The following is a 26,133-nucleotide window of genomic DNA, read 5'->3' as shown; positions in this document are numbered from 1 at the left end:
CGTGGCCCGGTACACGGCTCCTGCAGGCGCGCCCAAAGGGTGGCTAGAAATCTTCGAGTTTTACAGCCAACGTCGCCTTGTCACCATATTTCTATTTGGCATCGCCAGCGGCTTTCCCTGGGTGATGATCGGCTCGGGATTAAATGCATGGCTCAATGAGTTAGGTTTTACCCGCTCCATGATTGGCTATTTTGGCGCCGTATTTGCCGTGTACTCCGTAAATTTCCTCTGGTCACCTATTGTCGATCGGGTGCGCGCACCTTTTTTAAGTGCTTGGCTAGGGCACCGACGCGGTTGGATTTTGCTGTGTCAGATAGGCATCATCGGCACCACTATTGCCATCGCCTCGGTTGATTTTCAAACTCAGTTACATTTAGCTGCCATTTTAGCCTTGGCCATCGCTGTATTTTCTTCCACCCAAGATATCGGCATCGACGCCTATCGTATTGATTCTATAGGCGAACATGAAGCCCATGTGCAAAGCGCTGGGGCTGCCATGGCCACCGCTGGGTGGTGGACCGGATTTGCCGGCCTCGGTGCCGTGCCCTTTTTGCTATCCGATTTCCCTGGGTGGGATTGGCCACATGTATACATGGTGCTCGCCGCTATGATGGCTTGCTTAACTCTCGGCGTCTGGCTTGCGCGGGAGCCAAAAACCCAGCGCAACGTGCAACAACAGGAATCTGAACTTCACTATCAACAAGCCGCCGCACGCAGCCCCGGTAAAACCTTGGCCATGACAAGCTTTGCCTTCGCCATGTTAATCGCGATTAGTTTGGCCATCACCGGACAAGTCAGTCACTTTAGCGCGTGGGTCACCGAAGTTACCGCCCTCACGTTGCCTAAAACCATTTGGTTTTTGTGGTTCGGTATTGTTTTGGCGTTTTTAACTGGGTTAGTCATGGCACTGGTTCGACTGCAGCGCGAATCAGAAAAAGCCAGCGCCGCGGAACTGCTCCCGGTTCAGCGTAAACATCGCATTGCCGCTTGGATCATCGTTACCCTTATCGAGCCGTTAGCTGAGTTCTTCCGCCGCAGTGGCCCGCGCTTTGCACTATCGGTGCTGCTGTTCGTCCTGCTATTTAAAATTGGCGAAGCGTTCTTGGGGCGCATGTCGATTGTGTTCTACCAAGAGGTTGGCTTCACCAATACCGATATTGGCCTGTATTCAAAATTGATGAACTGGTGGGTTACCATCGCCTTTGCCCTGATTGGCAGCTACGTGAATATGCGTTTTGGTATTCTTAAAGGCTTGTTTATCGGCGGCTCTGCCATGGCACTGAGTAACCTATTGTTCTCGGCGTTAGCCATTGTCGGCCCGAACAAAGCGCTATTTATTGCCGCCGTGGTCAGCGACGGCTTTACTTCAGCATGGTCTACCGTTGCCTTCGTTGCCCTGATCAGTCTGCTCTGTAACCGAGCCTTTACCGCCACCCAATATGCCTTAATGGCGTCCGTTGGCACCCTAGGACGCACCGTACTTGCCTCCTACAGCGGCGTTGTCGTCGATTGGCTCGACGGCAATTGGGCCCTTTTCTTCTTCCTCACCACCTTGATGGTCATCCCCAGCCTCCTGTTCCTATGGAGCATCCGCAAACCCATCCAGCGCCTCGAAGACGAAAACCACGCCCGCTCCCGCTAAACAGAGTTGCGCCCCTGGGGTGGAACTCTGTTTTGGTTTTGCGTTGGTTGGGGGGCTGGCGTACTATGAGAAGAGTCGGAAATGAGGTGTGAAATGGCAACGTGGGTGGTGGTTGGTTCGGGAGCGTTAGGCTCGTTATGGGCGCTGGGTTTGCAGCGCGCAGGGGCAACTGTAACTATCTACTCGCGTCATCTAGAAGATCACGCTGGATTAACTCTATCGCGCACTTTTGATGCCGAGAAAATAACGGGTGAGTTTCCCGTGATTAACAGCGCAAGCGATGCCCCTGAAGGCGCCATTTGGTTGGTGATGGTTAAGGCATGGCAACTAGCCCCCTTGCTCGAAACGCTGCAACTTCCAGTGAATACCCCTTTGATTGTCAGCCACAATGGCATGGGCGCTGCAGACGATATTTTGCAAGCGCAAGCGCCAGGAACTGTGTTCGATTTAGTGACCACGCACGGGGCTTGGCGGCAGCAACGTACGCACAGTTACCACGCGGGAACTGGACAGAGCTGGATTGGTCCGCGCCACGCGTCGGGTACCCCGCCGCCTTGGCTCGAGGAACTAGAGAAAGCGCTTCCACCGCTGCATTGGCAGCACGATATCGCACACAAACGCTGGCAAAAGCTAGCCATTAACTGCGCCATTAATCCGTTGGCGACCCTCGCCGATGCGGTCAACGGCGTTCTTCGCGATGACATCTACGCACCGCAGTTACGCGCCATCTGCGAAGAAATTGCTAATCTTAACCCAGCGTTAGACGCCGATGAGCTGCTGACGCAAGTTCGCGATGTCATCCGGCATACGGCCGGAAATCGCTGCAGCATGCTGCAAGATATAAGTGCCCAACGACGCACAGAAATTGATTATTTGAATGGATTTGTATGCCGTGAGGGTGAGCGCTTGAATGTGGCGACACGTGAAAACTGTCGCCTGTGGCAAGCCATTAGCGATTTAGAACAAGCCGATAAAAACCTATAAAAAAACCCGCCCTACACTCGGGGCGGGTTGTTCCATCGAACCGCTTATTTGTCTTCGATAAAATCGACAACTTCCAAACCAAACCCAGAAAGCGCCGAGTATTTCTTCGGTGAGCTGAGCAAGCGCATTTGATGCACACCTAAATCCGCCAAAATCTGCGAGCCTACACCCACATTGCGTGATTCGTTGCTCTGGGTCGCGCTTACATGCACTTCCCCTTTGTCTTCCTGCTCAAAAAAACGTACCTGATTAATTAAATCCCGCGGTGTTTGCTGCCGACCGAGCAACACAAACACACCGCCTTCTTCAGCTATTCTTCGCATAGCCCGATACAGCGGCCAACTGCGACGGCTAGCCCGCTCCGTCGCCAATAAATCATTAAAGGTATCTTGCAGATGAACCCGCACGTTGGTCGGTGTTGAGCCGTCAATCTCGCCACTTACCAGCGCAAAATGCACCTGGCCGTCTACCGTATCTTGATACGTCACCAAATCAAATTCACCGTAGGCGGTAGGCAGTTTGCATTGGCCCACACGCTCTACCGTGTGTTCGGTGAGCGAACGGTACTCGATTAAATCAGCAATAGTGCCAATTTTAATACCGTGCTCTGCGGCAAATTTCTCTAAATCCGGACGCCGCGCCATGGTGCCGTCTTCATTCAGAATCTCGACAATTACTGAGGCAGGCTCGTATCCGGCCAAGCGCGCTAAGTCGCAGCCTGCTTCCGTATGCCCAGCACGGTTTAACACGCCACCTTGGCGCGCCTTGAGTGGAAAAATGTGCCCCGGCATCACTAAATCTGTGGGTTTGGCGTCTTTAGCGACAGCTGCACGCACCGTGCGCGCCCGATCTGCCGCCGAAATACCCGTGGTCACCCCTTCTGCTGCTTCAATCGACACCGTGAAATTAGTCGCATAAGGTGAATTATTCTGTCCCACCATTAACGGTAAACGCAGCTGTTGGCAGCGATCTTCGGTAAGGGTTAAGCAAATCAAGCCGCGCCCAAAGCGCGCCATAAAATTAATCGCTTCCGGCGTTACACACTCTGCCGCCATAATGAGGTCGCCCTCATTCTCACGGTCTTCATCGTCCATCAGAATAACCATCTTGCCGGCTTTAATATCCGCAATAATCTCGGCAGTGGTGTTTAAGGTCGACATTTACGATTCCTCGTTAGCTTGGGCAGCATCGGGCTGCCGTAAAATTAGTTTCACATCGGGACCCACACGGGTCGCCTCAACTAGATCCCAGCTTAGCACGTCGTCCATGCGCGTGAATTCTGGGAGTTCCACCAAGCTCAATCCATCCGGCCCTAAAAATTTGGGCGCTTGGTATAAAATTAGTTCATCCACCAGATGCGCCTGCATCAGGCTGCCCGCCAAACGGGCGCCGCTTTCTACCCACAGGGTATGAATGTTGCGCTCGCCAATCTGGGCGAGTAATAGCGGCAAATCAATACGCCCTTGGCTATCGCTTTGGACCACCCATTCCTCCACATGCGCAGGCAGTTTCTGCCCCGAGGGCTGCAATCGCACCAAGCAAACCGGTTCACCATCATTAAGGATACGTGCATCACGCGGTACTTCGGCGCGCGCATCAAGCACAATGCGCAGGGGTTGCCGCACCGGCATATCACCATAACTATGATCGTCGGGGAACTGGTCAACGCGCACATTCAGTTGTGGGTTATCTTTCAGCACTGTGCGCGCACCAGTGAGAATCGCGCCCGCCTGAGCCCGACCCAGCTGCACATCCGCGCGCGCCGCTGGGCTAGTAATCCACTGGCTCTCGCCATTCGCCAAGGCAATCTTACCATCCATACTGGCCGCAAGCTTCACCACCACAAAGGGGCGATTGCGAGCAATGCGAGTGAAAAAACCACGATTGAGCGTGTAGGCTTCATCGCCACACAAGCCTACATCAACGGTAATGCCCGCCTCGCGCAGGCGTGCGATACCGCGCCCTGAAACCTCAGGGAAAGGATCCGTCATAGCCACCACAACCCGGGATACGCCAGCGGCAATTAGGGCATCCGCACAGGGCGGCGTGCGTCCATGATGGCTGCAGGGTTCGAGGGTAACGTACACGGTGGCACCGCTTGCTTGATCCGCCGCAGCTTTTAACGCATACACTTCCGCATGTGGCTCCCCCGCCCGGGCGTGGTAGCCTTCGCCCACGATTGCGTCCGGCCAGCGTTCGTCTTGAACGCGCTCAGGATGCACAATGACGCAGCCAACATTGGGATTGGGATGGGTGGTAAAGCGACCGTAGCTGGCCAAAACCAGCGCACGGCGCATGTAGAAATAGTCGGCAGCTGAAAAGTGGGGGTTAATCGTCAAGACGGGCGATCTCCTCGCCAAAGTCCCGAATATCCTCAAACGACCGATACACCGAGGCGAATCGAATATAAGCGACTTTATCAAGCTGCTTGAGCTGTTCCATCACTAAAGCGCCAATAAGCTTACTGGAAATTTCCCGCTCGCCCGTGGCACGCAGCTTAGACTTAATGCGGTTGATGGTTTTCTCCATCGCTTCCAAACTTACCGGACGCTTTTCCAAAGAACGGAGCAACCCAGCGCGCAACTTGTCTTCGTTAAATGGCTCACGAGCGCCATTGCTTTTAATCACCCGAGGCATGACCAACTCGGCACTTTCAAAGGTGGTAAAACGCTCTTTGCATGCATTACACTCGCGCCGGCGGCGCACAGACATGCCGTCCGCCACCAACCGCGAATCAATAACCTTAGTATCTTGTTCGTCACAAAATGGACAATGCATACACGCCCTTAATTACCGAGTTGCTCGCCGCTTACTTTTTGTAAACTGGGAAGCGAGCGCACAATGCCTTCACTTCGTCACGCACACGCGCTTCAACCGCCGGATCGCTTTCACCACCGTTGCTGGCAAAGCCATCGAGCACGTCACAAATCCAGTTCCCCACCTGCTCCGCTTCCGCTTCTTTAAAGCCCCGACGGGTAATCGCAGGCGTTCCAAGACGCAGACCTGAGGTGACAAACGGCGAACGCGGGTCATTCGGAACCGAATTCTTGTTCACCGTAATATAAGCACGCCCGAGCGCCGCATCGGCGTCTTTGCCGGTAATATCTTTCTTAATTAAATCAACCAAGAACAGGTGATTTTCAGTTCCGCCAGACACAATATCATAGCCGCGTTCTTGCATCACGCGCACCATGGCTTTGGCGTTCTTGAGTACCTGCTGCTGATAGGTTTTAAATTCAGGCTGCAGAGCTTCTTTAAAGGCCACCGCTTTTGCCGCGATCACGTGCATTAACGGGCCACCTTGATTACCCGGGAAAACCGCACTGTTTAATTTCTTATGCAGGTCGGCATCGTCTTTGCCACTCAAAATCAAGCCCGAGCGCGGACCAGCTAGGGTTTTATGGGTTGTGGTCGTAACCACATCAGCGATTGGCACTGGGTTTGGATACAAACCTGCCGCCACTAAGCCCGCGACGTGAGCCATATCCACCAACAAGTAAGCGCCTACTTCATCGGCAATATCACGGAACTGCTGCCAATCGACAATACCCGAATAGGCCGAGAAGCCGGCAATAATCATTTTTGGTTTGTGCTCATGGGCGAGCGTGCGCACCTGAGCGTAATCGATCTCACCGGTAGCTGCGTCTAAACCATACTGCACCGCATGATAGTTAATACCTGAAAAGTTGACGTGAGAGCCGTGTGTGAGATGGCCACCATGGGCCAAGCTCATACCTAGAATAGTGTCGCCCGCTTTACACAGAGCCATAAAAGCAGCGGTATTGGCTTGCGAGCCGGCATGGGGCTGCACGTTGGCATACTTGGCGCCGAATAATTCTTTCGCACGCTCGATGGCCAGATTCTCCGCCACATCTACATGCTCACAACCGCCATAGTAACGCTTACCCGGATAGCCTTCCGCATACTTGTTGGTAAGCTGAGAGCCTTGTGCTTCCAGCACTCGCGGACTTGTGTAGTTTTCTGAAGCGATCAGCTCAATGTGCTCTTCCTGCCGAACCACTTCAGCCTGCATGGCTTCCCACAGCTCCGGATCGAAACCGGCGATAGTCATCTCAGAACCAGACATGCGTACTCCTAGATAAGCAAAAAATAGAGGCGAAAATGTAGCGCTAATACTACCAAACAAGCGACCAAAACAGAACACAGTTTTACCCAACAACAATTCCACCCCAGGGGTACAACTCCAATTTCATCGACGAAACCATAATTGTGCCCCAGGGGCATAACTCTGTTTTCGTCCGACACCCGATCCCCCACAGCCCTTATCCCGCGCAGAAACAACAGTTCCACCCCTGGGGCATAACTCTGTTTTTGTCGGCGGTGTCGAAGTTCCACCCCTGGGGCACAACTCTGTTTTTGTCGGTGAAACCCTGAGTGTGCACAAGCTATGCAGTTTTGCATTTTTATTTTATGCTTGAGAAGTCAGCAACACACTGACTAACAACAACAATAAGGAGTTAACTCATGAGTGAAGTAACTGAAACGGTACCACCAAAAGCACCACCCGGTGGACAGATAGCGCCCATCAGCGTCGGTGATTGGTTTATTACGTTGATTATCACCGCCATCCCACTTATCGGCTTTATTATGCTGTTCGTGTGGGGCTTTGGCAGCAGCACCCATCCGAGTAAGGCCAACTGGGCAAAAGCGACTCTACTGCTCTTCGTCGTCGCCTTCGTTCTGTTCTTTATGTTCTCGTTTATTTTTGGCATTGCCTTCATGGCCAGCGGGTATTAACAGTTCTGCCCCAGGGGTGGAACTCTGTTTTTGTCCGTTGTGGGTTTCGCGGTAGGCGTTGTATGGCGCGGGGTTGGGAGTTGTACCCCTGGGGCGTAACTGTGTTTTTGTCAGTTGTGCCCCTGGGGTGGAACTCGGTTTTTGTCGGGTTAGCGCCAGTGGTAGGAGACGCCGATGCGGAATTGGCGACGGGGCTCGATAAAGCCAGGGCGTTGTTCGTAGCTTTTGTCGAGCATGTTGTCCATGCTCACGTAAAGTTGCCAATTGTAAGCGAGGCTTTGTTCCCAGCGGGCGTTAAGCAGCCAGTAGCCTGCAAAGCGTTCTCCCGTCCAGCTATCGGCTAAGCGCGAGCCGCTCATATAAACATCCGCTGACAGCACGCCCTCCGCAAATCCATAGCTTGCGGTAACGTTAGCAAAACGATGGGCCCGATACAGCAACGGCTCCCCCGTCTCTCTATCCAACGTGTTTTGCACCGTGGCATGGGCCCGCAAACGCCAAACCCCTTGTTGATGTTCCCAACGTCCGGTTAACCCTTGGCTTCGAGCCGACCCAATATTCACGGGCTGCCACAACCAAGGATCATCAGCACTCGGCTGCCACGCAATTAAATCGTTAAACTCATGACGAAACAGCTCAGCTTCCACGTGTCCCGCACCGGTATCATATTGCGCAAACGCCCGATACGAGCGCGAGCGCTCGGTGTTTAAATCTGGATTGCCCCCGGTCGGCCAATACAGATCATTAAAGGTGGGATGGCGGTATCCACTCGCCTGCCCCACGCCAAGGGTCCAGCGCGGTATCTGCACCCAAGCAAAATCCACATGATGAGAACCTTGCAACGAGAACCCCGTGGTATCTTCCACACGCCCACCAAGATTCACTTGCCAATCTGCATAATCCCACTGATATTGCAGCAAAGCGGCCGTGCTGCGGCGCCGCTCTTCTAACAAAGCGACATGACTCAAATCCACTTCTTCTTGTTGCCAATCAAGCCCCAACGACAAGAACTGATTTCCCGCCGCCAAGGTTTGCGTTTGTAACCAGGAAATATGCTGGCGTTCGGTTGCAAACACATCATTCACGCCCGACCATTCAGCATCACGTTGATCCACCGTGCGCATGCGCTCGCGAACCTCGCCGAATTGCCACTCATGGCGCAAACCCGGCCGCCATTGCACCGTCACCCCGCCCTGGGTGCCCTGCTGTCGCGTGCGATTTGCAGGGTGACAGACTTCCCGCTCAAAGGTATCGGCAGAAAAACATGGCTGATCATATTCAGCCACGCTCTGGTTTTGCAGGTAGCGCAAACTAAACGACACCCGTTCTGAGGCGGTAAAAGAATTATTAAACAACAGGTTAGTGGCCTGCGCCCCATCCATGTCTTGGCTGCCAAATTCCGTATCCTGGGTAAGATCATAGCCCTCAAACAAGCGCCGCGACACCGCCAAATGATGCCGACTCATAGAGGTCACATGGCTTGCCGAAGCCGACACTTCTCGATAGTTATGAGCCCCATGACGCACCCTAACTTCGCCGCCAGATTGACGCGCCCGGCGGGTAATAATGTTGACCACCCCGGCCATACTATTCGATCCATACAAGGACGAACGCGCGCCGCGCACAATTTCAATGCGCTCTACTTCGTCAGGATGAATATTCTGTAACGCAGCCGTTCCCAACGTCGGGCTAGTGAACGGCTGACCATCAAGGAGCACCAATACTTGGGCGCTGCTACTGCCTTGCATAAAAATGGAGGTTTGCCCGCCAAAAGCGCCACTGCTATAAACCTCAGCGCCAGCAATTTGTCGTAACAGGGGAAGAATGGAGCCCCCTTGCAAGCGCGCAACTTCATTGCGGGTAATCACTTGCACCGGCACCGGTTGCTCTGTCTGCGCTTGCGGAATCCGAGTTCCCACCACAGAAATACGCTCTAGCTCAGGCGCTGTCGAAACACTTGCGGCCAACAACATCGATAACCACATAAATCCCCCAAATAACGCAAACGACAGATACAAAAACGCTCGTTCCCAGCTTCGCAGGAACGAGCGCTACACCAATCTACTTGGTAATTTTCTTATATTTAATACGATGCGGTTCCATCGCATCAGCACCAAAGGTTTTCTTCATGTAGGCTTCGTAATCGGAGTAGTTACCTTCATAGAAGGTCACATTCCCTTCGTCACGATAATCAAGGATGTGAGTCGCCACCCGATCGAGGAACCAACGGTCATGCGAGATCACTAAGGCTGCACCCGGGAACTCCAACAAGGCTTCTTCCAAGGCCCGTAAGGTTTCCACGTCCAAGTCGTTGGTAGGCTCATCGAGTAGCAATAAGTTACCGCCCGCTTTTAGCAGCTTGGCTAAATGCACCCGGTTACGTTCACCACCCGAGAGCTCGCCAATACGCTTCTGCTGGTCGTTACCGCGGAAGTTAAAACGGCCCACATAAGCCCGGCTCGCTACCTCGTAGTTGCCGATCTTCATGATATCTAAGCCTTCGGAAATTTCTTCCCACACCGTTTTGCTATCATCCATGTGATCACGGAACTGCTCTACGGAGGCCAGCTCAACGGTTTCACCCACTTCAATGGTGCCTGAGTCGGGCTGCTCTTTGCCGCTAATCATGCGGAACAAAGTCGATTTACCGGCACCGTTCGGACCGATAATGCCGACAATGGCGCCCTTAGGCATGCTAAAGGTTAGGTTGTCGATAAGCACCCGCTCTCCGTAGCTCTTACGCAGATTGGTCACATCCAGCACCTTGTCGCCCAAACGCGGTCCAGGCGGAATAAACAGCTCGTTGGTTTCGTTCCGGGCCTGATAATCGTTCGATTGCAGCTCTTCAAAGCGTGACATGCGCGCCTTGCTCTTAGCCTGACGCCCTTTCGGATTCTGGCGAACCCACTCCAACTCTTTCTTAATCGACTTCTGACGCGCCGCTTCAGTGCGCTCTTCTTGTGCCAAGCGCGCTTCTTTTTGCTCCAACCATGACGAATAGTTGCCTTCCCACGGAATACCATAGCCGCGGTCAAGCTCAAGAATCCAACCCGCCACGTTGTCGAGGAAGTAACGGTCATGGGTGATCGCCACTACGGTGCCTTCGTAATCGTGCAAGAAGCGCTCTAACCACGCCACTGATTCGGCGTCCAAATGGTTGGTCGGCTCATCCAGCAAGAGCATATCTGGTTTGTCGAGAAGAAGACGGCAAATCGCTACCCGGCGTCGTTCACCACCAGACAAATGTTCAATTTTGGCATCCCACGGCGGCAGGCGCAGGGCATCGGCAGCACGCTCTAGGGTGTTTTCTAGGTTATGGCCGTCTTTCGCCTGCAAAATAGCTTCCATCTCGCCTTGCTCTTTTGCCAACGCATCAAAGTCTGCGTCTTCTTCGGCATAAGCGGCATAGATAGCATCCAAGCGGTTGAGAGCGTCTTTGACATCCGCAACCGCCTCTTCCACAATTTCCCGCACGGTTTTTGCCGGATCCAGTTGTGGTTCCTGAGGCAAATAACCGATTTTAATTCCCGGTTGCGGCCGTGCTTCACCATCAAACTCTTTATCAACACCGGCCATAATGCGCAGCAAGGTTGATTTACCGGCCCCGTTTAAACCCAACACACCGATTTTCGCGCCTGGGAAGAAGCTCAGTGAAATATCTTTAAGAATGGTACGCTTCGGGGGCACCACTTTGCTCACCCGCAGCATACTGTAAATATATTGCGCCATTACCAATTGGTTCCTGTATTCACATCAGAAAATTGTCGCGATTGTACCATAGCCTGATTCGCCTCGGCACCGCCCTACAACGCGAAAACGATAAATCTTATTTTGTGCCAAAAATTTTATCACCGGCATCGCCTAAGCCCGGCAGAATGTAACCATGCTCATTCAAACGTTCGTCTTGCCCTGCCGCGTAAATCGACACATCCGGGTGCGCATCCAATACCCGCTTAACCCCTTCAGGCGCGGCTACTAGCACCAGTACTCGAATTTCTTGGCAGCCTTTGGCTTTGAGCATATCTAACGTCGCCACCATGGTCCCGCCGGTGGCAAGCATTGGGTCGATCACCAAGGCCATGCGTTCGTGAATACTGCCCGCAAACTTCTCATAGTAAGGCACGGGTTCTAAAGTGGCCTCGTCGCGATAAAGTCCAACCACACTCACCTTAGCACTCGGGATCAGTTGCAACACACCATCTAACATGCCGATGCCCGCACGTAAAATAGGCACCACAGTGACTTTCTTGCCCTTCAGACGCTGCACGGAAATGTCGTCGCCGCCCCAGCTCGTAATGGTTTGCTGCTCAAGCTCTAAATCTTTGGTGGCTTCATAGGTAAGTAAATTGCCCAATTCGTTAGCGAGTTCACGAAAGGCTTTGGTGCTAATGTCCTGCTCCCGCATTAAACCAAGTTTGTGTTGAATAAGCGGGTGGGTGATGACATGCAAGGCCATTATCTGCTTCCTTTTCTTATCTAATTTTAAACATTATAACTGGCGCAGCGCACGGAGGGTATCGCGCACTTCCAGCACTCGTGCGGGCTCATTGCGTTGACCTTGATAGCCATGCAACGGCATATCCGGACTATCGGTTTCTAAGAGTAGACGCTCTAGCGGAACCTGCGCCAATGTGCGGCGGGTTTTTTGCGCCCGTTGATAGGTGATCACACCACCGACCCCGAGATAAAACCCCTGATCAATCCATGCCATCGCTTGCTCATAGCTGCCGCTAAAAGCATGCACCATGCCCTGCTGTATACCGGCTTTGCGCACTGCAGCAAGCATGGTATCGAGGGTTTTGCGGTGATGCAAAATTACCGGTAATTGCTGCTCCGCAGCAATAGCGAGCTGTTGGGTGAATATAAGTTTTTGCTTCTCAAAGTTATCCACTGTGGCATCTAAACCAATCTCACCCACAGCTATCGCACCATGGCTTAACTGCTCCGCTAACGTCTTTAAATCCGCCTCTTCATGGGCATCGATAAAATACGGATGCAAGCCGAAGGCAATCGACCAATCTGTGTATTTGGCGGCCATCGCTTCAAGCCGCGCCCATTGCGATGCTTGTACGCCAGGGACCAAAAACCGCGACACGCCAGCATCCCGGGCACGGGCCAGCATGGCATCGCGGTCGTCATCAAAATCGGGGAAATCGAGGTGACAGTGGGCATCCGTGACCACATCTAAATTGGGACCAGGAAGAAAATCCGCACACCAAACCATGGCGCTACGTCTCGTCGGATTCTACCGGCACCTCAATCGGGCGGCGGCGGCGCAAAATTGCAAATGAAATCAGAATCCCTGCTAAAAATGCCATGGCCAGCATAACAAGTTGGTTTTGCAGTGATGCCCGATGATAGGGCCGTGATTGGGCAGTGATGCGGTCATAATCAAAGGTGATGCGCACAAAGCCAAGCAGCTGTGCGCCAGCCCCGTCGTGGTCCATCACAGTCGCTACCATGGGTACCGCCCAGAGCGAATCAGGAAGGCTCAATAAATAGTGATGAATTGGGAGATCATGCCCTGCACGCACAATCGAGCGACCAAGCTCATCTTGCACACTGACTTCCAAAATGGCCTCTTGCCCCTGTAAGTGGTGGGCAAGACTACGCAAGCCGTCATGGTTATCTTCCAAAAACCAGATACGCGCCTCATGCTCCGCCTGCAGAAGAATTAAGCGCGCTAAATTCTCGGTATGGGCTGCTAGTACGCGGTCACCCTCATCGCGACTTTGCCAATAAGCAGTAGCAATATTCGCCAGCAATAACACGGCTAAAAAACCTAGCAGGCCGCGCCGATACCAACGTTCCCCGCGCACCAGCCACGGGCGTTTTGCTGAAGGCTGGTCAGACGTTAGGGCTTTTGCTGTCGAATGGGGTATATTCATAGCGGCAACTTTAGCTTAGCGCGCGTCTGCAAGCAATAATATCCTCTGCGAGCGCCGCCGCTTTTATACAGGAACCACGGTATGCATGCATTACCCGACATTCATAAGCCCGGTCTCGTTGTGTTCGATATGGACTCCACACTGATTCAGATGGAAAGTATCGACGCTATCGCTGAAGCCGCCGGATTTGGTGAGAAAGTCGCCGCGGTGACAGAAGCGGCGATGCAAGGCGAGTTGGATTTTGTTCAAGCATTACACGCGCGGGTGAAGTATCTCGCTGGTGTGAAAGAATCGCTGATTTGGAAAATGGCAGATAACTTGCCTTATAGCCAAGGCGCCGATGACTTGCTGCGTTTCTTCAAAAAACTGCGCTGGCGAATTGCCATTGTGAGTGGCGGTTTTACTTGGTTTGCCGACAGCGCCAGCATGCGTTTTGGTGCAGATTACGTGGCCTGTAATGTGCTTGAAGTGAAGAACGGCGAACTCACCGGGCGCTTATTGGGGCGAATCATTGATGGTCAAGCCAAAGCCGATGCCCTCAATGCATTGATGATGCAATACGGTATTCCTCGTGAGCAAACCATTGCCGTGGGCGATGGTGCCAATGATATTCCAATGCTCGAAGCAGCGGGCTTAGGCGTGGCCTTCAACGGCAAACCTGCCCTGCGCGAAGTTGCCGATATTTGTATCGAAGATTCATTAGTTGGGCTAATCGATATTTTAAAATAACGCATTAGCGCGATGGCACATCCACCCCAAAGGCATCGCGAATAAATGCCGGGCTGAGTACCTCCTGTGCTCGGCCTTCGGCGAGAATCCCCGAACCATACTCCTGCGCTGACAGCACCAGAACGTGATCACACCACTGCTGTGCGGCGATCAAATCATGCATCACCACGACCACGGTCGCCCCCGCTTGGGCATGATCATGCAATACTTGCATCACTTGCACCTGATGACGCGGATCAAGGCCCGCGGTCGGCTCATCGGCGAGCAACAATGGTGGCGCCCCTACCAGCACGCGCGCTAACAACACCCGCTGCAATTCCCCGGCAGAAAGCTCCGTCACTTTCCGCTGCGCTAAATGAAGACAGTCGGTACGAGCCATTGCCTCGGTTACGGCGTGCGCTGAATGCTTTACGCGCGCCAGCTTCACCACATCTTCAACCCACATCGACCACGCAGGCACAACGTTCTGCCCCAAGTAACCGAGGGTGCGCGCGCGTTGCTCTGGCGACCAGCCTTGCACTGACTGGCCTTGCCAACAAATTTGCCCGCGCTGCACTGGCTCAATCCCAGCCACCAGTTTTAACAGGGTGCTTTTACCCGATCCGTTCTCACCGAGAATACCGATTAGTTGGCCGTGCGGTAATGTCGTGCTCAAGCCAGTGAATAAGGGCGCGCGTTCATAGCTAAAATGCACATCGTGCAGCTGTAAACTCATAAGCGGTACCCCCGCTTTGCCCGCAACAAGAGGAATAAAAAGAAAGGCCCGCCGATAAAGGCCGTCATCACCCCAACTTGCAGTTCACGGGTGGTGGGAAGAAGCTGCACCAGCATATCCATCCAGAGCACAAAAAGAGCGGCCGCTAACATCGAGCTGAGCAGGAGTTCTCTTGGGTTTCCTCGCACCAAAGGTCTGAGTAAATGCGGAATAATCAAACCCACGAAGCCAATCACTCCGGTGACCGCCACTGCACCGCCCACCACAATCGCCGTTCCCAGTAAAATCCAGAAGCGCTCTCGGGCCACCGCAAAGCCCATAGACGCTGCGGTTTCTTCGCCTAAGGTAAGCCCTTCCAAAAAACGTCCGGAGCGTAATAACAGAAAGCTGCCCGGAAGCAATGTGACTAGCACTAAGCCCACCTGACTCATATCACGATAGGCGAACGAACCGAGTAACCACAGGTTAATTTCCTGCAGCGCAAATGGACTCGGTGCCATACTAAGCGCCAACGCAATCAGCGCCGAAAGAAACGCCGACACCGCCACCCCAGCCAAAATTAAGGCGGTAATGCTTGCGCGTAAGCCTGCAATAGTCACCACTACAAAGAGCGCCAAAGCGCTGCCGAGCATGGCACTCAGCGGTAACAACAAGCTGTGCCAGCCTATCCAGCCAAAATACAGCACCACCACCGCCGCCAGAGCTGCGCCCGATGACACCCCGAGAATGCCGGGTTCCGCTAATGGGTTGCGCAATAGCCCCTGCATAGCCGCACCCGCTAAACCTAAAGCGGCGCCGACAAAAATGGCTAACAGTACCCGCGGTAAACGAATCTCCAGCATGATTTGTTGCGCGACGGGATCGGTACCGCGCACGGCATCCCACAACGAGATGGGCATGGTACCGATGTTTAACGCCAGTAGCGCGCTGATGGGGATAAGGGCGGCAAAAAGCCAACGATGGTAGGTCATGGTACCGCCTCCCCGAGTACAGCCAGTACCTGTGGCAATTGCTGCGCCATGCAGCCGCTCAAATCCCGCGGTAGCTGAATAACCTTTACGTCATCGCTTGCGATATAACGCTGGAAGCTCGGGTGGCGCAGGTTGATATGCGCCAGATCAGGGCTGGCCTGCTCAGCACGCTCGACCACAACGATGTCTGGCTGCCAAAGCAGCAGATGTTCCAGAGAAACACTGACTAAACCACGGCCCTGTTGCGCCGCTAAGTTCTGCCAACCAAGGTGGGTGGCAACATCGTGCCACAGGGTATCGGTGCCGAAACTCCATTGGTTGGCGAGATAGTAAAGGACGCGAGGTGCGCTGCTCGGCACTGTGTGTGCGTGGCCGGTGCTTGCCGGTTCAATACCACCGAGCAAAGCATCAGCGAGAGACTGGTTCAACAAACCATTGCCCTTGCTGTGGCCGTCGGTGACCAGTTCATGTAATGTGCGAGCCACCCCAACCGCTTGGGCGACACTTGCCGGCTCATCCAGCACCACCACATTTAAATTCGCTTGTTCTAGCGCGCGCAGTCGGTAGTGCGCCGTGAAGGTATTTGCCAACACAAGATCGGGGCCGAATTCCAGAATAGCTTCAAAGCGGGCGCCGTGCTGCCGGCTTGGATATAGGGTAATGATTCCCTGCTCCGCATAGGGCTGTAATTGCTCGTCTAGGCAATAATTAAGGGAAACCACACGCATGGGTGTTTCTGAATTCGCGGTTAGTAGAAATATCGACGTCATCGCGAGCAGTAAAAACAGTGCCTTGCAGACACCAACCTTCCTTTTTCGGTAAAAACCTTGTTGAACGTGGGTTCCCCTCACCGCGCGCTTCCCTTATTATTTTGTGAGACACTGGACTCAGCAGAGTTCGTGGCCATCGCGCAGCAATTTCTGCGCCGACAAAGCCACACATCGCTTAACCGGAGAGCCCGTTACCATGGCAAAAGTAAAACAAAAAACCGCCTACGTCTGCACCGAATGTGGTGCTGATTACCCACGTTGGCAAGGGCAATGCTCTGAGTGTAACGCATGGAATACCATTAGCGAAGTGCGCTTAGGTGCAGCAACGCCGCGTCACCTGCAAAGTTCCGGCCGCACCGGTTTTGCCGGACTTACGGAAGCACGCGTGCAAACCCTCAGTGATGTCGATTTAGCTCAGGTTCCGCGCTTCTCAAGTACCTTTCAAGAATTCGACCGTGTGCTCGGCGGCGGCATTGTGCCGGGCTCAGCTATATTGATCGGCGGCTCACCAGGGGCCGGTAAAAGTACCCTGCTGCTGCAAACTATGTGCAAACTCGCGCAAACCATGCCAGCGTTATATGTCACCGGCGAGGAATCGTTGCAGCAAGTGGCCATGCGCGCCCAGCGCCTGAATTTACCCACCGATAAACTGCGCATGCTGGCGGAAACCTCGGTGGAAACCATCTGCCAAATCGCGGACCAAGAAAAGCCGAAAATCATGGTCATCGATTCCATTCAGGTGATGCATTTAAATGATATTCAATCGGCGCCGGGCAGTGTCTCGCAAGTGCGGGAAACCGCAGCCTATCTCACCCGTTACGCCAAGCAAAATAACGTGGCTATTATTATGGTCGGCCATGTCACCAAAGATGGTTCCTTAGCGGGGCCTAAGGTACTCGAACATTGCATCGATTGTTCGGTGATTCTTGATGGCGATAGCGATTCACGCTACCGCACCTTACGCGGCACCAAAAACCGCTTTGGCGCAGTGAACGAACTAGGCGTATTCGCCATGATGGGCGATGGCCTGAAAGAAGTGAAAAACCCGTCCGCCATATTTTTGAGCCGAGGCGATGAGCAAGGTACCGGCTCGGTCGTGCTGACTTTATGGGAAGGCACCCGCCCGCTGTTGGTGGAGATCCAGGCATTAGTTGACCATTCGCAGTTATCCAATCCGCGCCGAGTTGCTGTAGGCACCGAGCAGAATCGCTTGGCGCTACTCTTGGCAGTGTTACACCGCCACGGTGGGTTAATGCTCGGTGATCAAGATGTGTTCGTCAATGTCGTCGGTGGCGTTCGTGTCACCGAAACCAGTGCCGATTTGGCCCTGTTACTCGCCATCGTGTCGAGCTTTAAAGACCAACCACTCCCGCAGGAACTCATCGTATTTGGTGAAGTGGGCCTATCCGGAGAAATCCGCCCCGTGCCTAACGGCAGCGAGCGTATCAATGAAGCCGCCAAACACGGCTTCAAACGCGCCATTGTGCCTATCGCCAACGTCCCCAAAACCACCCCAAACGGCATGACCATTCAAGGCGTCAAAAACATCGCCGAAGCCCTCGAACTCCTGTAACCGCCCCGGCCTGCAGCGCTACAACAGAGTTCCACCCCTGGGGCGGAACTCTGTTTTTGTCGGAGGTTGGGGTTTGGTTTAAACCTCGCGGGTGTGGCGGAAGCTGATGTCGGGGAAGCGCTCGGTGGTGAGCGATAAATTGGCCATGGTCGGGGCGATATAAGCGAGGTTGTCGCCGCCATCAAGGGCCAAATTGTGTTCAGCCTTGCGTTGGAATTCTTCGAATTTCTTCGCATCGTCAGAATACACCCAGCGGGCAGTCGCAACCTGTACATTTTCGTACATGGCATCCACTTTATATTCTGAGCGCAGACGATGCACCACTACGTCAAACTGCAACACGCCCACAGCGCCAACAATCAAATCGTTGGAGGCAAGCGGACGAAACACCTGCACCGCACCCTCTTCTGAAAGCTGCACCAACCCCTTTAACAATTGCTTCTGCTTCAGCGGATCTTTTAACCGAATGCGGCGGAATAGCTCCGGAGCAAAGTTCGGAATCCCGGTAAATTTAAAGGAATCGCCCCACGTAAAGGTGTCACCAATTTGAATGGTGCCGTGGTTGTGCAAGCCAATGATATCGCCAGGCCACGCTTCATCTACGTGCTCCCGATCACCGGCCACAAAGGTCAACGCATCAGCAATACGCACATCTTTACCAGTGCGCGCATGCTTCATTTTCATGCCCTGATGATAACGGCCCGACACAATGCGCATAAAGGCCACGCGGTCCCGGTGTTTAGGGTCCATATTGGCTTGAATTTTAAACACAAAACCAGAAAAACGCTCATCGGTACTCTTTACGACTTCGCCAACTTCAGTTTCTCGCCCTTGGGGCGTAGGCGCCCAATCTACAAGCCCGTCGAGCATGTGGTCAACGCCAAAGTTACCCAGCGCCGTGCCGAAAAATACCGGCGTAAGTTCGCCTTCCAAAAACAGTTCTAAATCAAACTCGTGGGACGCACCTTTAACCAGTTCAATTTGCTCGCGCAATTCTTCCGCATACACACCCACGCGCTTATCCAGCTCTGGATTATCCAACCCTTTCACCACATCCAGTTCTTGAATACGGTGGCCTTGGCCGGTTTTGTAAAAAATGGTTTCGTCGCGGTATAGGTGATACACGCCTTTGAAGTTTTTACCCTGACCAATCGGCCAAGTAATAGGCGCACACATGATTTTTAAAACATCTTCAACTTCATCAAGCAGCTCAAGAGGGTCACGGATATCCCGATCGAGCTTGTTCATAAACGTTAAAATAGGGGTGTCGCGCAGACGCGTTACTTCCATCAGTTTGATGGTGCGGTCCTCAACACCTTTGGCGGCATCAATGACCATCAAACAAGAGTCCACCGCGGTAAGGGTGCGGTAGGTATCTTCAGAGAAGTCTTCGTGCCCCGGCGTATCTAACAAGTTCACCAAAGATGCACGATAGGGAAACTGCATCACCGAGGTGGTCACCGAGATGCCCCGCTCTTTTTCCATTTCCATCCAGTCGGATTTCGCGTGCTGCCCCGATTTTTTGCCTTTCACGGTACCTGCTTTTTGCAGCTTCTGTCCGTGCAACAATACTTTTTCAGTAATCGTGGTTTTACCCGCATCCGGATGCGAAATAATTGCGAATGTGCGGCGTTTTGCCACCTCTTTTTGTAACTTGCTCATGCTTGAACCGCTTCACCTAAAGAAAATCCGCGCAATTGTAACAGTAACCGGGCCATTGCGCACCCGTCACAGCGCGATCACGGTGTTCATGACCCCATAAAAAAAGGGGCCAAACAGCGGCCCCTTTTTCAACGCTTATAAACTCTTAGAAGCGATACGCTACTCGGCCATAAACAAAGCGGCCTGAACGTCCAAACGGCGAATAGTTCGAGAACGACGTAGCGCCTGTTGTATTGAGCTCAATCGGGTTTGGATCCGGATAGGTGTCGAAAATATTATCCGCACCTAAGGCAATCGACCAGTTGTCACTGATGTCATAACGGCCTTCTAAATCCACCAGAGTTTTCGCACTTAACTCGAAATCAAGGGCTGGGTTGTTGTTCGGCGACAACACTTCACCGTAGCGGGTGATCCGCATGGTGGCCGACCAGCTATCCAAATTCCAGTTCGTGATAAAACCTAACTTGTTCTTTGGCGTCCCTTTTTCAAACGTAAGCACGTTGGTACGAGCAAACAACGTCGGAGCCGGATCAAGGGCTTCGAGCTCAGCGGTTGCCGGGGTGCGCGTCACCTTCGTCCGGTTGAAATTACCGACCAAGTTGAAGTCAAAGGAACCGGCATTCTCTGTCATCCATGGCCAGCTCACCACCACATCCACCCCTTGGGTTTCAGTGTCGACACCATTGATGAAGAAACGACCACCACCGATGCCAATAAACCCTTGATCCTCAAGGTATTCACGCACATTTTGCTGCACCAAGTTTTCCGACAAGACGATGCGATCATCAATGTCGATACGATACGCATCGACGGTCACCGACACATTGCCAAAGCGCATCACCGCACCCACCGATAAGTTAATCGACTCTTCAGCGTCGAGTGGCCGCGCACCTAAGGCAACAGCGACCGGATCAGCCACTGGGAACGTGGTGATATCAAAGGGAACGCCATTGATAAAGTTGGTGGATGTCGCGGTAAAATACTGCTGTTGTAACGACGGTGCACGGAAGCCATTTTGCAACGACGCCCGCAGCGCAAAATCATCCGAGATATCGTAACGGGTGGCAATTTTACCCGTCACCGTATTGCCGAAATCGGAATAATCTTCGAAGCGCAACGCACCGGAAACCAACCAATCCAGGGTTACTTCCGCTTCTACATCCACATAAGCACCTACCGCCGTGCGGCTTTCGCTAATAGCGTTGCTCGGACGGAAGCCAGGGAACACCTGAGACCCCGAAGCGGTTGGGTTGCCATTGAGGGTAACGCCCCCGTTAATGTAAGAGGCCGGCTCACCCGCGGTAATACGATAGCTTTCGCGACGCGCTTCAACCCCCATGGCTAAGTTCAACGGCGACGCAAGGCCATCTACATCAATAAAGCGCACACCCGATAGGTTGTACACCAGTTGGTTGTAGCGATAGCCACCCGCATCGAACTCAGTGGGGCTGTTCACGCCCATGGAGCGGTTCAAGGTATTTTTGATGGTAAACATCATTTCGTTTTGGCCAAACACGAGCGAGGTATCCATCGCCCACTCACCCGCCTGCCACTCGTAACCGGCTGCCCAGCTCATATCTTCCACATCGGGCGCAATCAGCGGCAAGAAACCATCGGGATAGATTTCAGGCACGTTACGCGCATCCCGGGCGGGACGATAGAAACCTGCCGACACCGCTTGACGGTCCTGATACGAGGCCCAACCGTAAATTTTTGAACCATCGTCCAAATTAATACCGGCATTCGCAAATAGCGTCAGTTGCTCAACTTCAGGCTCGCCATACCACGCATTAAAGCGGTCAAAGGTTGCCTCGCGCGGGTCGAACTCGCCATTCACCAACGGGTATTGCTGACGATAATCCCAACCGCCGCGCTCGGTGCGCTCTTGATCTTTATATTCGAGGGCTAGTGTTAAGTAGCCGCGATCGGTGAGCGGCAAACCTGTCCACGCGTTCAAGGTAATGGTTTCGCCATCGCTACGACTGCGCGTAATTTCGCTCGGCGCGCTCCAGGTCGCTCCCGCAGGAGGCGGCGTGGTTGGAGTGGTGTAACTGGTATCGCGCCAACCGTATTGCAGCGATACCGAACCGCCCTCACGGGCCTCGCGCAAGCGCACGTTGATAACGCCGGCAATGGCGTCAGAACCATATTGGGCCGATGCGCCGTCGCGTAAAACTTCAACCGATTGCACCGCACCAATGGGGATGGTGTTTAAATCCACCGCTGAGGAGCCGCGGCCGACTGTGCCATTGACGTTCACTAATGCAGCAGAGTGGCGGCGCTTAGAGTTCACTAGCACTAAGGTTTGATCTGGTGAGAGGCCGCGCAATGTTGCTGGACGCACGGTGTCGGTTCCGTCGGCAAGACCTGGGCGCGGGAAGTTAAATGATGGCAGCGCGACCGATAATGCCTGATTTAATTCAGTAATACCGGCTCGCGCTAAATCCTCACCGCGTACAATATCGACCGGAGCAGTCGACTCTTCCGCGGAACGGCCGGCCACCCGGGTACCTGTCACTACAATTCGTTCAACACGTTCGCTGCGCACCTGAGTTTCGGCATCGGCACTTGCTTCCTGAGCCGCAACGGCATGGGGAGCGAGTGCCGCAGCAACCACTAAAGCGAGCGGCTTCATCTTAAATTTACGCATATGTTTTCTCCTGGAGCATCATTGTTGTTTTATCGCGCTGCATTGAGCAGGCCACAGCGCTGGCTTTCTATTTTTCAAACTAACGTTTGAATAACATTAGATATGACCTATTTTTAGCAATAGTCAAGTTGCCTAAGGTTGTACAACTTATTGATGATCGCGATAAATTTCGCGCTAAACAGTGAATTTCTGAGCGTTGCGCGCTTTATAACAATCGATTAATAATTACGCGAATAAACCGGTTTCGATCACAAAGTGCTTGCGGGAGTACAGCGGGGCGGTATAATTCACGCCGTTATTGCAGGGGTGTAGTTCCAATTGGTAGAACAGCGGTCTCCAAAACCGACGGTTGGGGGTTCGAATCCCTCCACCCCTGCCAACGCATTCAAAAAAGGCAGACTCATTGAGTCTGCCTTTTTGTTTGGGGTTGGGGTTTAGGGGCTTGGTCTCAGGAACACTAAATACCCTGGGTCATGTCGAGCCCTAAACACCTTGGAGTTGGCGCTTAGGGGGGTTAGCGGACTTAGAAGGCTTAGAGGCCTTAGAAGGCTTAGAGGCCTCGCGGCCCTGATTGCCAACCGCGCTAACCACTAAGACTGCTGATAACCCGCCAAAAAATCATCCCATTGCGCTTCCTGCCAGCCGAATTTCTCGTTTTTATCCAGCTCTTTACGCAATGACCGCAGTAAACGCTCGCAGTTGGCCTGCTGCCACTCACCCGGCTCGCGACGTTCGCACTTATCAAAGTCAATCAGCCACACTTTCTCATCGCTATCGAGCATAATATTGTGGCAGTTCAGATCCGAGTGGTAGACACCATGGCGATGCATCTCGCGCACCGCAGCACCCACTTTCTGCCAAATCTCGGCTTCGAGAGGGCCTTGGTCTGTCATAATGCGGAAAATATCGCGGCTATTTGGAATCATTTCAATCAACAAATCCGCACGGTAGATCAAACCGCTGCGCGCATAACGAGCGGCGCATGGACGGGGCACCGGCAAGCCTTCATCGGCCATCCACTGCAATAATTGAAACTCGCGCATGGCACGACTTTTTTCCACCGGCTCTAGCCAAAACTGATCGTGCAGAATCTTTCCGACAAGACCGCCACGATAATAGTGACGCAGCACCATCGCGCCCTGCTCGCCTTCCACAAACCACGCAATATTGCGGCCCTTGGAGCTGCCCATCACGCGGTCCTGTTGTTGCCACCATGCGGGCTGAAAGTGATGCTCTTCTGGCTCAGGGCTCCGGGTCGGGTCCCACCAAAAAACCGCCTCTGGCGTTTCTTTCTTTTGTAATCCTGACATGGCTATCCTAACCTAAATTTTACATTTATTGACTGGTGTATTGTGCGGTATCCGATGGATAATTGAAACCCGCTGATGTTTTACGAAAACTTTAGGATAACTTCATGAAGATCGCCCATATCATTCTCACCTCGTCATTTGCTGGAAGTGAGCGCTACGCCGTGAGCCTTGCTCATTTGCAGGCGCAGGCGGGCCATGAGGTGCATCTTATTTTGCATCAACGCGGACGCAAGAATAGAGTTAATCCGATAGCACCGCGAGTCGATGAATCCGTGCACGTGCATTACGTTTCTGGCATTCCGCCAATTGCCCGCTGGCTTACCCGCAAATTGCTGCGGCAAATCAAACCCGACGTGGCTCACGGCCACTTGAGTAATGGCTGCAAGGCGTTGCACCCGATGCAGGGCGAATTGAAACGGATTGGCTCATTGCACGTACATTACAAATCTCAACAACATGCCAAACTCGATGGTCTGATAGCCATTGCCCCTTGGCAAATACCGCACATGCCCGACGATATCCGCAAGAAAACCGTGCATGTAGATAATTGGATTGCGCCTTTTGACGTTGATCCCGACGCGCGACGCCGCATTCGTGCAGAATATGGCGTGGGCGACGATGAGATTTTAATTGGCACCGTGGGTCGGTTGGAGCCGAGCAAGGACCAGATGAATTTAGTCCGCTCATTTCGACGGGCGGAAATCTCGGGATCACGCCTTGCCATTGTTGGCCACGGTTCACAAATGCCAGCACTAGAAAAAGCAGGCGGCGGACAGGTTATTTTTCCAGGCTACGTGACCAACGTGCGGGAATGGATGTCGGCCTTTGACGTGTTTGTCAGCACCGCACGCAGCGAACCTTTTGGACTGGTCTTTTTAGAAGCCATGCAAATTGGACTTCCGATTATTGCCACCCGCACCCAAGGTGCATTGCATTTAGGCGAGCGACAGCGCAGCGCCGGCGACCCCGAGTTCGTGCAGCCCTTACTACCCATCGGCGACTCCCTCGCTCTGCAAAGCGCCCTGATTCAGCAAGTAAAACGGTGCAAGCAAAACGGCTGCCCACGCATCGACTACGGCATGGCAAAATACGCCCCCGCCGCCAGCATCCAAGCCATCACCAACTTCTACAAATCCTAACCCGCCCATGCAATAGTTTCGCCCCAACAGTTCCGCCCCTGGGGTGGAACTCTGTTTTGGCTGTGCGTGATTGCGCTGAGGCTGATATACTCGAATAATTGTCGCTCGAAACATTGCAAGAGAGGAAAAAATGAGTCAACCGGTCAATATTTTGTGCATAAAATGGGGCAATAAATACGGTCCCGATTATGTAAACAAGCTGTACTCGATGGTGAAGCGCAACATCACGCTACCGTTTCGCTTTGTTTGTCTTACCGACGACGGCGAAGGCATTGATGAGCATATCGAAGTAAAAGACATTCCTCAGGTCGGCTTTAAAGATTTTGACGAGCGCGCACCGTGGTCATTTGGTCATGGTTGGCTCAAAGTAACGAGCTTCGCAAAGCCCCTTTATGACTTGGTTGGCCCAACATTATTTATCGACCTCGATGTCGTAATTGTCGATAACATTGATTGCTTTTTTGAGCCTGAAGGCGAGTTTCGAGTTATTAAAGAATGGGACAAGCGCGATGAAACCGGAAACACCTCGGTCTACCGATACACGATCGGCGCGCACCCAGATCTTATTGAAAAGCTGAAAGAAAACAAAGAGGCAGAGCTTGCGAAGGTACGTAACGAGCAAGAGTATGTCACTAGCCACTTAGCTAAGCAGGGCAAGCTTCAGTATTGGCCTCCAGGCTGGTGCGTTAGTTTCAAGCGCCACTGTATGCCAAAAGGAATCGCAAGTTGGTTTAAGCCAGCTCAAATTCCGAAAGGGGCGAAAATTGTTGCATTCCACGGCAAGCCAAACCCGCCTGATGCGATCGCGGGCCGCAGCGGTAAGTGGTATCGCCGCGTGTTGCCGGTGCAATGGGTTGCTGATAACTGGAAGTAAATTAAGACGTGGTTCGGCTCATGACGATCGCGGTCTCGCGTTCGTCGCCGGGCACGACCGGAGGGTAATAGCCCGGCCGCCGACCAATCTCTTTGAAGCCATTCCGCTCATATAACCGAATCGCCGACTCGTTATGCTCGCGCACCTCAAGAAAAAGCATATCTTTCTGCTGCCCCTGCTCGTCACTAGCAAAAGCGATTAAATCATCCATCAGCAATTGGCCGTAGCCCTTGCGGTGATGCGCCGGCGCAACGGCTATATTCATCAACATAATCTCGTCGAACAACACGTGCGATACTGTGTAACCCACAAGCCGATCATGCAGAAAAAGCCCCATCACACGATAGCGCGGCCCAAATGAATTGCCAAAAACATTGGCGCCCCACGGCACGCGGTGAGCGGCACGCTCGATGGTCATCATATCAGGGCTCAGCCCGTGAATGGGTGCAATTACCAACGCCATAACGA

General features: G+C 53.2%; 23 protein-coding genes and 1 tRNA gene. 8 read left to right on the top strand and 16 right to left on the bottom strand.

Annotation, left to right across the window (positions count from 1 at the left end):
- Position 1 precedes the first annotated feature (1 nt).
- Both HXZ99_RS00230 and HXZ99_RS00225 read left to right on the top strand, forming a co-directional pair.
- A complete protein-coding gene (locus HXZ99_RS00230; RefSeq protein ID WP_407928483.1) occupies positions 2 to 1,642 on the top strand; it encodes an AmpG family muropeptide MFS transporter in 1,641 nt (546 codons plus the stop codon).
- Positions 1,643 to 1,735: 93 nt separating this feature from the next.
- Positions 1,736 to 2,626, top strand: a complete 891-nt coding sequence (locus HXZ99_RS00225; protein WP_194755280.1) for a ketopantoate reductase family protein — start codon at positions 1,736 to 1,738, stop codon at positions 2,624 to 2,626.
- 44 nt (positions 2,627 to 2,670) lie between these two features.
- Here HXZ99_RS00225 and ribBA read toward each other — a convergent pair whose 3' ends face one another.
- The 4 genes from ribBA to glyA are packed head-to-tail and all read right to left on the bottom strand — an operon-like array spanning position 2,671 to position 6,713.
- On the bottom strand, positions 2,671 to 3,786 hold the full coding sequence (gene ribBA / locus HXZ99_RS00220) for a bifunctional 3,4-dihydroxy-2-butanone-4-phosphate synthase/GTP cyclohydrolase II (RefSeq protein ID WP_194755279.1): 1,116 nt from the start codon (positions 3,784 to 3,786) through the stop codon (positions 2,671 to 2,673).
- Positions 3,787 to 4,965 (bottom strand): bifunctional diaminohydroxyphosphoribosylaminopyrimidine deaminase/5-amino-6-(5-phosphoribosylamino)uracil reductase RibD, encoded by a 1,179-nt coding sequence (gene ribD, locus HXZ99_RS00215; protein WP_228517473.1) that lies wholly within the window; start codon positions 4,963 to 4,965, stop codon positions 3,787 to 3,789. It lies immediately after the preceding gene.
- Positions 4,955 to 5,404: a transcriptional regulator NrdR gene (gene nrdR, locus HXZ99_RS00210; RefSeq protein WP_143234805.1), complete on the bottom strand. Its 450-nt coding sequence runs from the start codon at positions 5,402 to 5,404 to the stop codon at positions 4,955 to 4,957. Before nrdR ends, ribD begins: the two co-directional genes overlap by 11 nt.
- 31 nt (positions 5,405 to 5,435) lie before the next feature.
- Positions 5,436 to 6,713 (bottom strand): serine hydroxymethyltransferase, encoded by a 1,278-nt coding sequence (gene glyA, locus HXZ99_RS00205; RefSeq protein WP_194755278.1) that lies wholly within the window; start codon positions 6,711 to 6,713, stop codon positions 5,436 to 5,438.
- 398 nt (positions 6,714 to 7,111) lie between these two features.
- Between glyA and HXZ99_RS00200 the strand changes: the two genes are divergently transcribed.
- Positions 7,112 to 7,384 (top strand): hypothetical protein, encoded by a 273-nt coding sequence (locus tag HXZ99_RS00200; protein ID WP_194755277.1) that lies wholly within the window; start codon positions 7,112 to 7,114, stop codon positions 7,382 to 7,384.
- 149 nt (positions 7,385 to 7,533) lie between these two features.
- On the opposite strand, the gene HXZ99_RS00195 is transcribed toward HXZ99_RS00200, so the two are convergent.
- The 5 genes from HXZ99_RS00195 to HXZ99_RS00175 all read right to left on the bottom strand — a co-directional run bounded on the left by HXZ99_RS00195 (position 7,534) and on the right by HXZ99_RS00175 (position 13,272).
- On the bottom strand, positions 7,534 to 9,369 hold the full coding sequence (locus tag HXZ99_RS00195) for a TonB-dependent receptor domain-containing protein (protein ID WP_194755276.1): 1,836 nt from the start codon (positions 9,367 to 9,369) through the stop codon (positions 7,534 to 7,536).
- Positions 9,370 to 9,445: 76 nt separating this feature from the next.
- A complete protein-coding gene (ettA, locus tag HXZ99_RS00190) occupies positions 9,446 to 11,113 on the bottom strand; it encodes an energy-dependent translational throttle protein EttA (RefSeq protein WP_194755275.1) in 1,668 nt (555 codons plus the stop codon).
- Positions 11,114 to 11,210: 97 nt separating this feature from the next.
- Positions 11,211 to 11,840 (bottom strand): uracil phosphoribosyltransferase, encoded by a 630-nt coding sequence (gene upp / locus HXZ99_RS00185; protein WP_194755274.1) that lies wholly within the window; start codon positions 11,838 to 11,840, stop codon positions 11,211 to 11,213.
- A 33-nt stretch (positions 11,841 to 11,873) separates the two neighbouring features.
- The gene (locus HXZ99_RS00180; RefSeq protein WP_194755273.1) at positions 11,874 to 12,608 is read right to left on the bottom strand and encodes a TatD family hydrolase; all 735 of its coding nucleotides are present in this window, start codon (positions 12,606 to 12,608) and stop codon (positions 11,874 to 11,876) included.
- Between the two features lie 4 nt (positions 12,609 to 12,612).
- Entirely contained in the window at positions 12,613 to 13,272 is a 660-nt protein-coding gene (locus HXZ99_RS00175) for a hypothetical protein (RefSeq protein WP_194755272.1), read from the bottom strand.
- Between the two features lie 81 nt (positions 13,273 to 13,353).
- Here HXZ99_RS00175 and serB point away from each other — a divergent pair, with 81 nt between their 5' ends.
- Positions 13,354 to 14,001, top strand: a complete 648-nt coding sequence (serB, locus tag HXZ99_RS00170; protein ID WP_194755271.1) for a phosphoserine phosphatase SerB — start codon at positions 13,354 to 13,356, stop codon at positions 13,999 to 14,001.
- Positions 14,002 to 14,005: 4 nt separating this feature from the next.
- On the opposite strand, the gene HXZ99_RS00165 is transcribed toward serB, so the two are convergent.
- Genes HXZ99_RS00165 through HXZ99_RS00155 form a run of 3 tightly spaced genes read right to left on the bottom strand, consistent with a single transcriptional unit; the run spans position 14,006 to position 16,415 of the window.
- On the bottom strand, positions 14,006 to 14,716 hold the full coding sequence (locus tag HXZ99_RS00165; protein ID WP_194755270.1) for an ABC transporter ATP-binding protein: 711 nt from the start codon (positions 14,714 to 14,716) through the stop codon (positions 14,006 to 14,008).
- Positions 14,713 to 15,687, bottom strand: coding sequence for a FecCD family ABC transporter permease (locus tag HXZ99_RS00160; protein ID WP_194755269.1), 975 nt, complete (start codon positions 15,685 to 15,687; stop codon positions 14,713 to 14,715). The genes HXZ99_RS00165 and HXZ99_RS00160 overlap by 4 nt, the downstream gene beginning before the upstream one ends.
- Positions 15,684 to 16,415 (bottom strand): ABC transporter substrate-binding protein, encoded by a 732-nt coding sequence (locus HXZ99_RS00155; RefSeq protein ID WP_194755268.1) that lies wholly within the window; start codon positions 16,413 to 16,415, stop codon positions 15,684 to 15,686. The genes HXZ99_RS00160 and HXZ99_RS00155 overlap by 4 nt, the downstream gene beginning before the upstream one ends.
- A gap of 238 nt (positions 16,416 to 16,653) precedes the next feature.
- Between HXZ99_RS00155 and radA the strand changes: the two genes are divergently transcribed.
- A complete protein-coding gene (radA, locus tag HXZ99_RS00150; protein ID WP_194755267.1) occupies positions 16,654 to 18,030 on the top strand; it encodes a DNA repair protein RadA in 1,377 nt (458 codons plus the stop codon).
- A 78-nt stretch (positions 18,031 to 18,108) separates the two neighbouring features.
- Here the strand turns inward: radA and prfC are convergent, their stop codons facing one another.
- Both prfC and HXZ99_RS00140 read right to left on the bottom strand, forming a co-directional pair.
- Positions 18,109 to 19,692, bottom strand: a complete 1,584-nt coding sequence (prfC, locus tag HXZ99_RS00145; RefSeq protein WP_194755266.1) for a peptide chain release factor 3 — start codon at positions 19,690 to 19,692, stop codon at positions 18,109 to 18,111.
- 145 nt (positions 19,693 to 19,837) lie between these two features.
- On the bottom strand, positions 19,838 to 22,342 hold the full coding sequence (locus tag HXZ99_RS00140; protein WP_194755265.1) for a TonB-dependent receptor plug domain-containing protein: 2,505 nt from the start codon (positions 22,340 to 22,342) through the stop codon (positions 19,838 to 19,840).
- A 302-nt stretch (positions 22,343 to 22,644) separates the two neighbouring features.
- Between HXZ99_RS00140 and HXZ99_RS00135 the strand changes: the two genes are divergently transcribed.
- Positions 22,645 to 22,721: transfer RNA gene (locus tag HXZ99_RS00135), tRNA-Trp, on the top strand.
- A 211-nt stretch (positions 22,722 to 22,932) separates the two neighbouring features.
- On the opposite strand, the gene HXZ99_RS00130 is transcribed toward HXZ99_RS00135, so the two are convergent.
- On the bottom strand, positions 22,933 to 23,652 hold the full coding sequence (locus tag HXZ99_RS00130) for a 3-deoxy-D-manno-octulosonic acid kinase (protein WP_194755264.1): 720 nt from the start codon (positions 23,650 to 23,652) through the stop codon (positions 22,933 to 22,935).
- A gap of 104 nt (positions 23,653 to 23,756) precedes the next feature.
- Here HXZ99_RS00130 and HXZ99_RS00125 point away from each other — a divergent pair, with 104 nt between their 5' ends.
- Both HXZ99_RS00125 and HXZ99_RS00120 read left to right on the top strand, forming a co-directional pair.
- Positions 23,757 to 24,791, top strand: coding sequence for a glycosyltransferase (locus HXZ99_RS00125; RefSeq protein WP_194755263.1), 1,035 nt, complete (start codon positions 23,757 to 23,759; stop codon positions 24,789 to 24,791).
- A 130-nt stretch (positions 24,792 to 24,921) separates the two neighbouring features.
- On the top strand, positions 24,922 to 25,665 hold the full coding sequence (locus HXZ99_RS00120; protein WP_194755262.1) for a glycosyltransferase: 744 nt from the start codon (positions 24,922 to 24,924) through the stop codon (positions 25,663 to 25,665).
- 1 nt (position 25,666) lies between these two features.
- On the opposite strand, the gene rimI is transcribed toward HXZ99_RS00120, so the two are convergent.
- Positions 25,667 to 26,128, bottom strand: coding sequence for a ribosomal protein S18-alanine N-acetyltransferase (rimI, locus tag HXZ99_RS00115; RefSeq protein ID WP_194755261.1), 462 nt, complete (start codon positions 26,126 to 26,128; stop codon positions 25,667 to 25,669).
- Positions 26,129 to 26,133 lie beyond the last annotated feature (5 nt).

Source organism: Aliidiomarina indica (assembly GCF_015354615.1).
Classification (GTDB): Bacteria; Pseudomonadota; Gammaproteobacteria; order Enterobacterales; family Alteromonadaceae; genus Aliidiomarina; species Aliidiomarina indica.
The sequence above is the reverse complement of the archived record's forward strand: the minus strand, read 5'-3'. Positions and strand labels throughout refer to the sequence as shown.

Bases quoted from the DNA above. Each gene is read 5' to 3' on its own strand.
- upp (WP_194755274.1), bottom strand. From the start codon at position 11,840: ATGGCCTTGCATGTCATCACCCACCCGCTTATTCAACACAAACTTGGT.
- rimI (WP_194755261.1), bottom strand. From the start codon at position 26,128: ATGGCGTTGGTAATTGCACCCATTCACGGGCTGAGCCCTGATATGATG.
- radA (WP_194755267.1), top strand. From the start codon at position 16,654: ATGGCAAAAGTAAAACAAAAAACCGCCTACGTCTGCACCGAATGTGGT.
- nrdR (WP_143234805.1), bottom strand. From the start codon at position 5,404: ATGCATTGTCCATTTTGTGACGAACAAGATACTAAGGTTATTGATTCG.
- HXZ99_RS00165 (WP_194755270.1), bottom strand. From the start codon at position 14,716: ATGAGTTTACAGCTGCACGATGTGCATTTTAGCTATGAACGCGCGCCC.
- glyA (WP_194755278.1), bottom strand. From the start codon at position 6,713: ATGTCTGGTTCTGAGATGACTATCGCCGGTTTCGATCCGGAGCTGTGG.
- HXZ99_RS00140 (WP_194755265.1), bottom strand. From the start codon at position 22,342: ATGCGTAAATTTAAGATGAAGCCGCTCGCTTTAGTGGTTGCTGCGGCA.
- HXZ99_RS00180 (WP_194755273.1), bottom strand. From the start codon at position 12,608: ATGGTTTGGTGTGCGGATTTTCTTCCTGGTCCCAATTTAGATGTGGTC.
- prfC (WP_194755266.1), bottom strand. From the start codon at position 19,692: ATGAGCAAGTTACAAAAAGAGGTGGCAAAACGCCGCACATTCGCAATT.
- HXZ99_RS00200 (WP_194755277.1), top strand. From the start codon at position 7,112: ATGAGTGAAGTAACTGAAACGGTACCACCAAAAGCACCACCCGGTGGA.
- HXZ99_RS00130 (WP_194755264.1), bottom strand. From the start codon at position 23,652: ATGTCAGGATTACAAAAGAAAGAAACGCCAGAGGCGGTTTTTTGGTGG.
- ribBA (WP_194755279.1), bottom strand. From the start codon at position 3,786: ATGTCGACCTTAAACACCACTGCCGAGATTATTGCGGATATTAAAGCC.
- HXZ99_RS00225 (WP_194755280.1), top strand. From the start codon at position 1,736: ATGGCAACGTGGGTGGTGGTTGGTTCGGGAGCGTTAGGCTCGTTATGG.
- HXZ99_RS00175 (WP_194755272.1), bottom strand. From the start codon at position 13,272: ATGAATATACCCCATTCGACAGCAAAAGCCCTAACGTCTGACCAGCCT.
- serB (WP_194755271.1), top strand. From the start codon at position 13,354: ATGCATGCATTACCCGACATTCATAAGCCCGGTCTCGTTGTGTTCGAT.
- HXZ99_RS00125 (WP_194755263.1), top strand. From the start codon at position 23,757: ATGAAGATCGCCCATATCATTCTCACCTCGTCATTTGCTGGAAGTGAG.
- ettA (WP_194755275.1), bottom strand. From the start codon at position 11,113: ATGGCGCAATATATTTACAGTATGCTGCGGGTGAGCAAAGTGGTGCCC.
- HXZ99_RS00160 (WP_194755269.1), bottom strand. From the start codon at position 15,687: ATGACCTACCATCGTTGGCTTTTTGCCGCCCTTATCCCCATCAGCGCG.
- HXZ99_RS00155 (WP_194755268.1), bottom strand. From the start codon at position 16,415: ATGCGTGTGGTTTCCCTTAATTATTGCCTAGACGAGCAATTACAGCCC.
- HXZ99_RS00120 (WP_194755262.1), top strand. From the start codon at position 24,922: ATGAGTCAACCGGTCAATATTTTGTGCATAAAATGGGGCAATAAATAC.
- HXZ99_RS00195 (WP_194755276.1), bottom strand. From the start codon at position 9,369: ATGTGGTTATCGATGTTGTTGGCCGCAAGTGTTTCGACAGCGCCTGAG.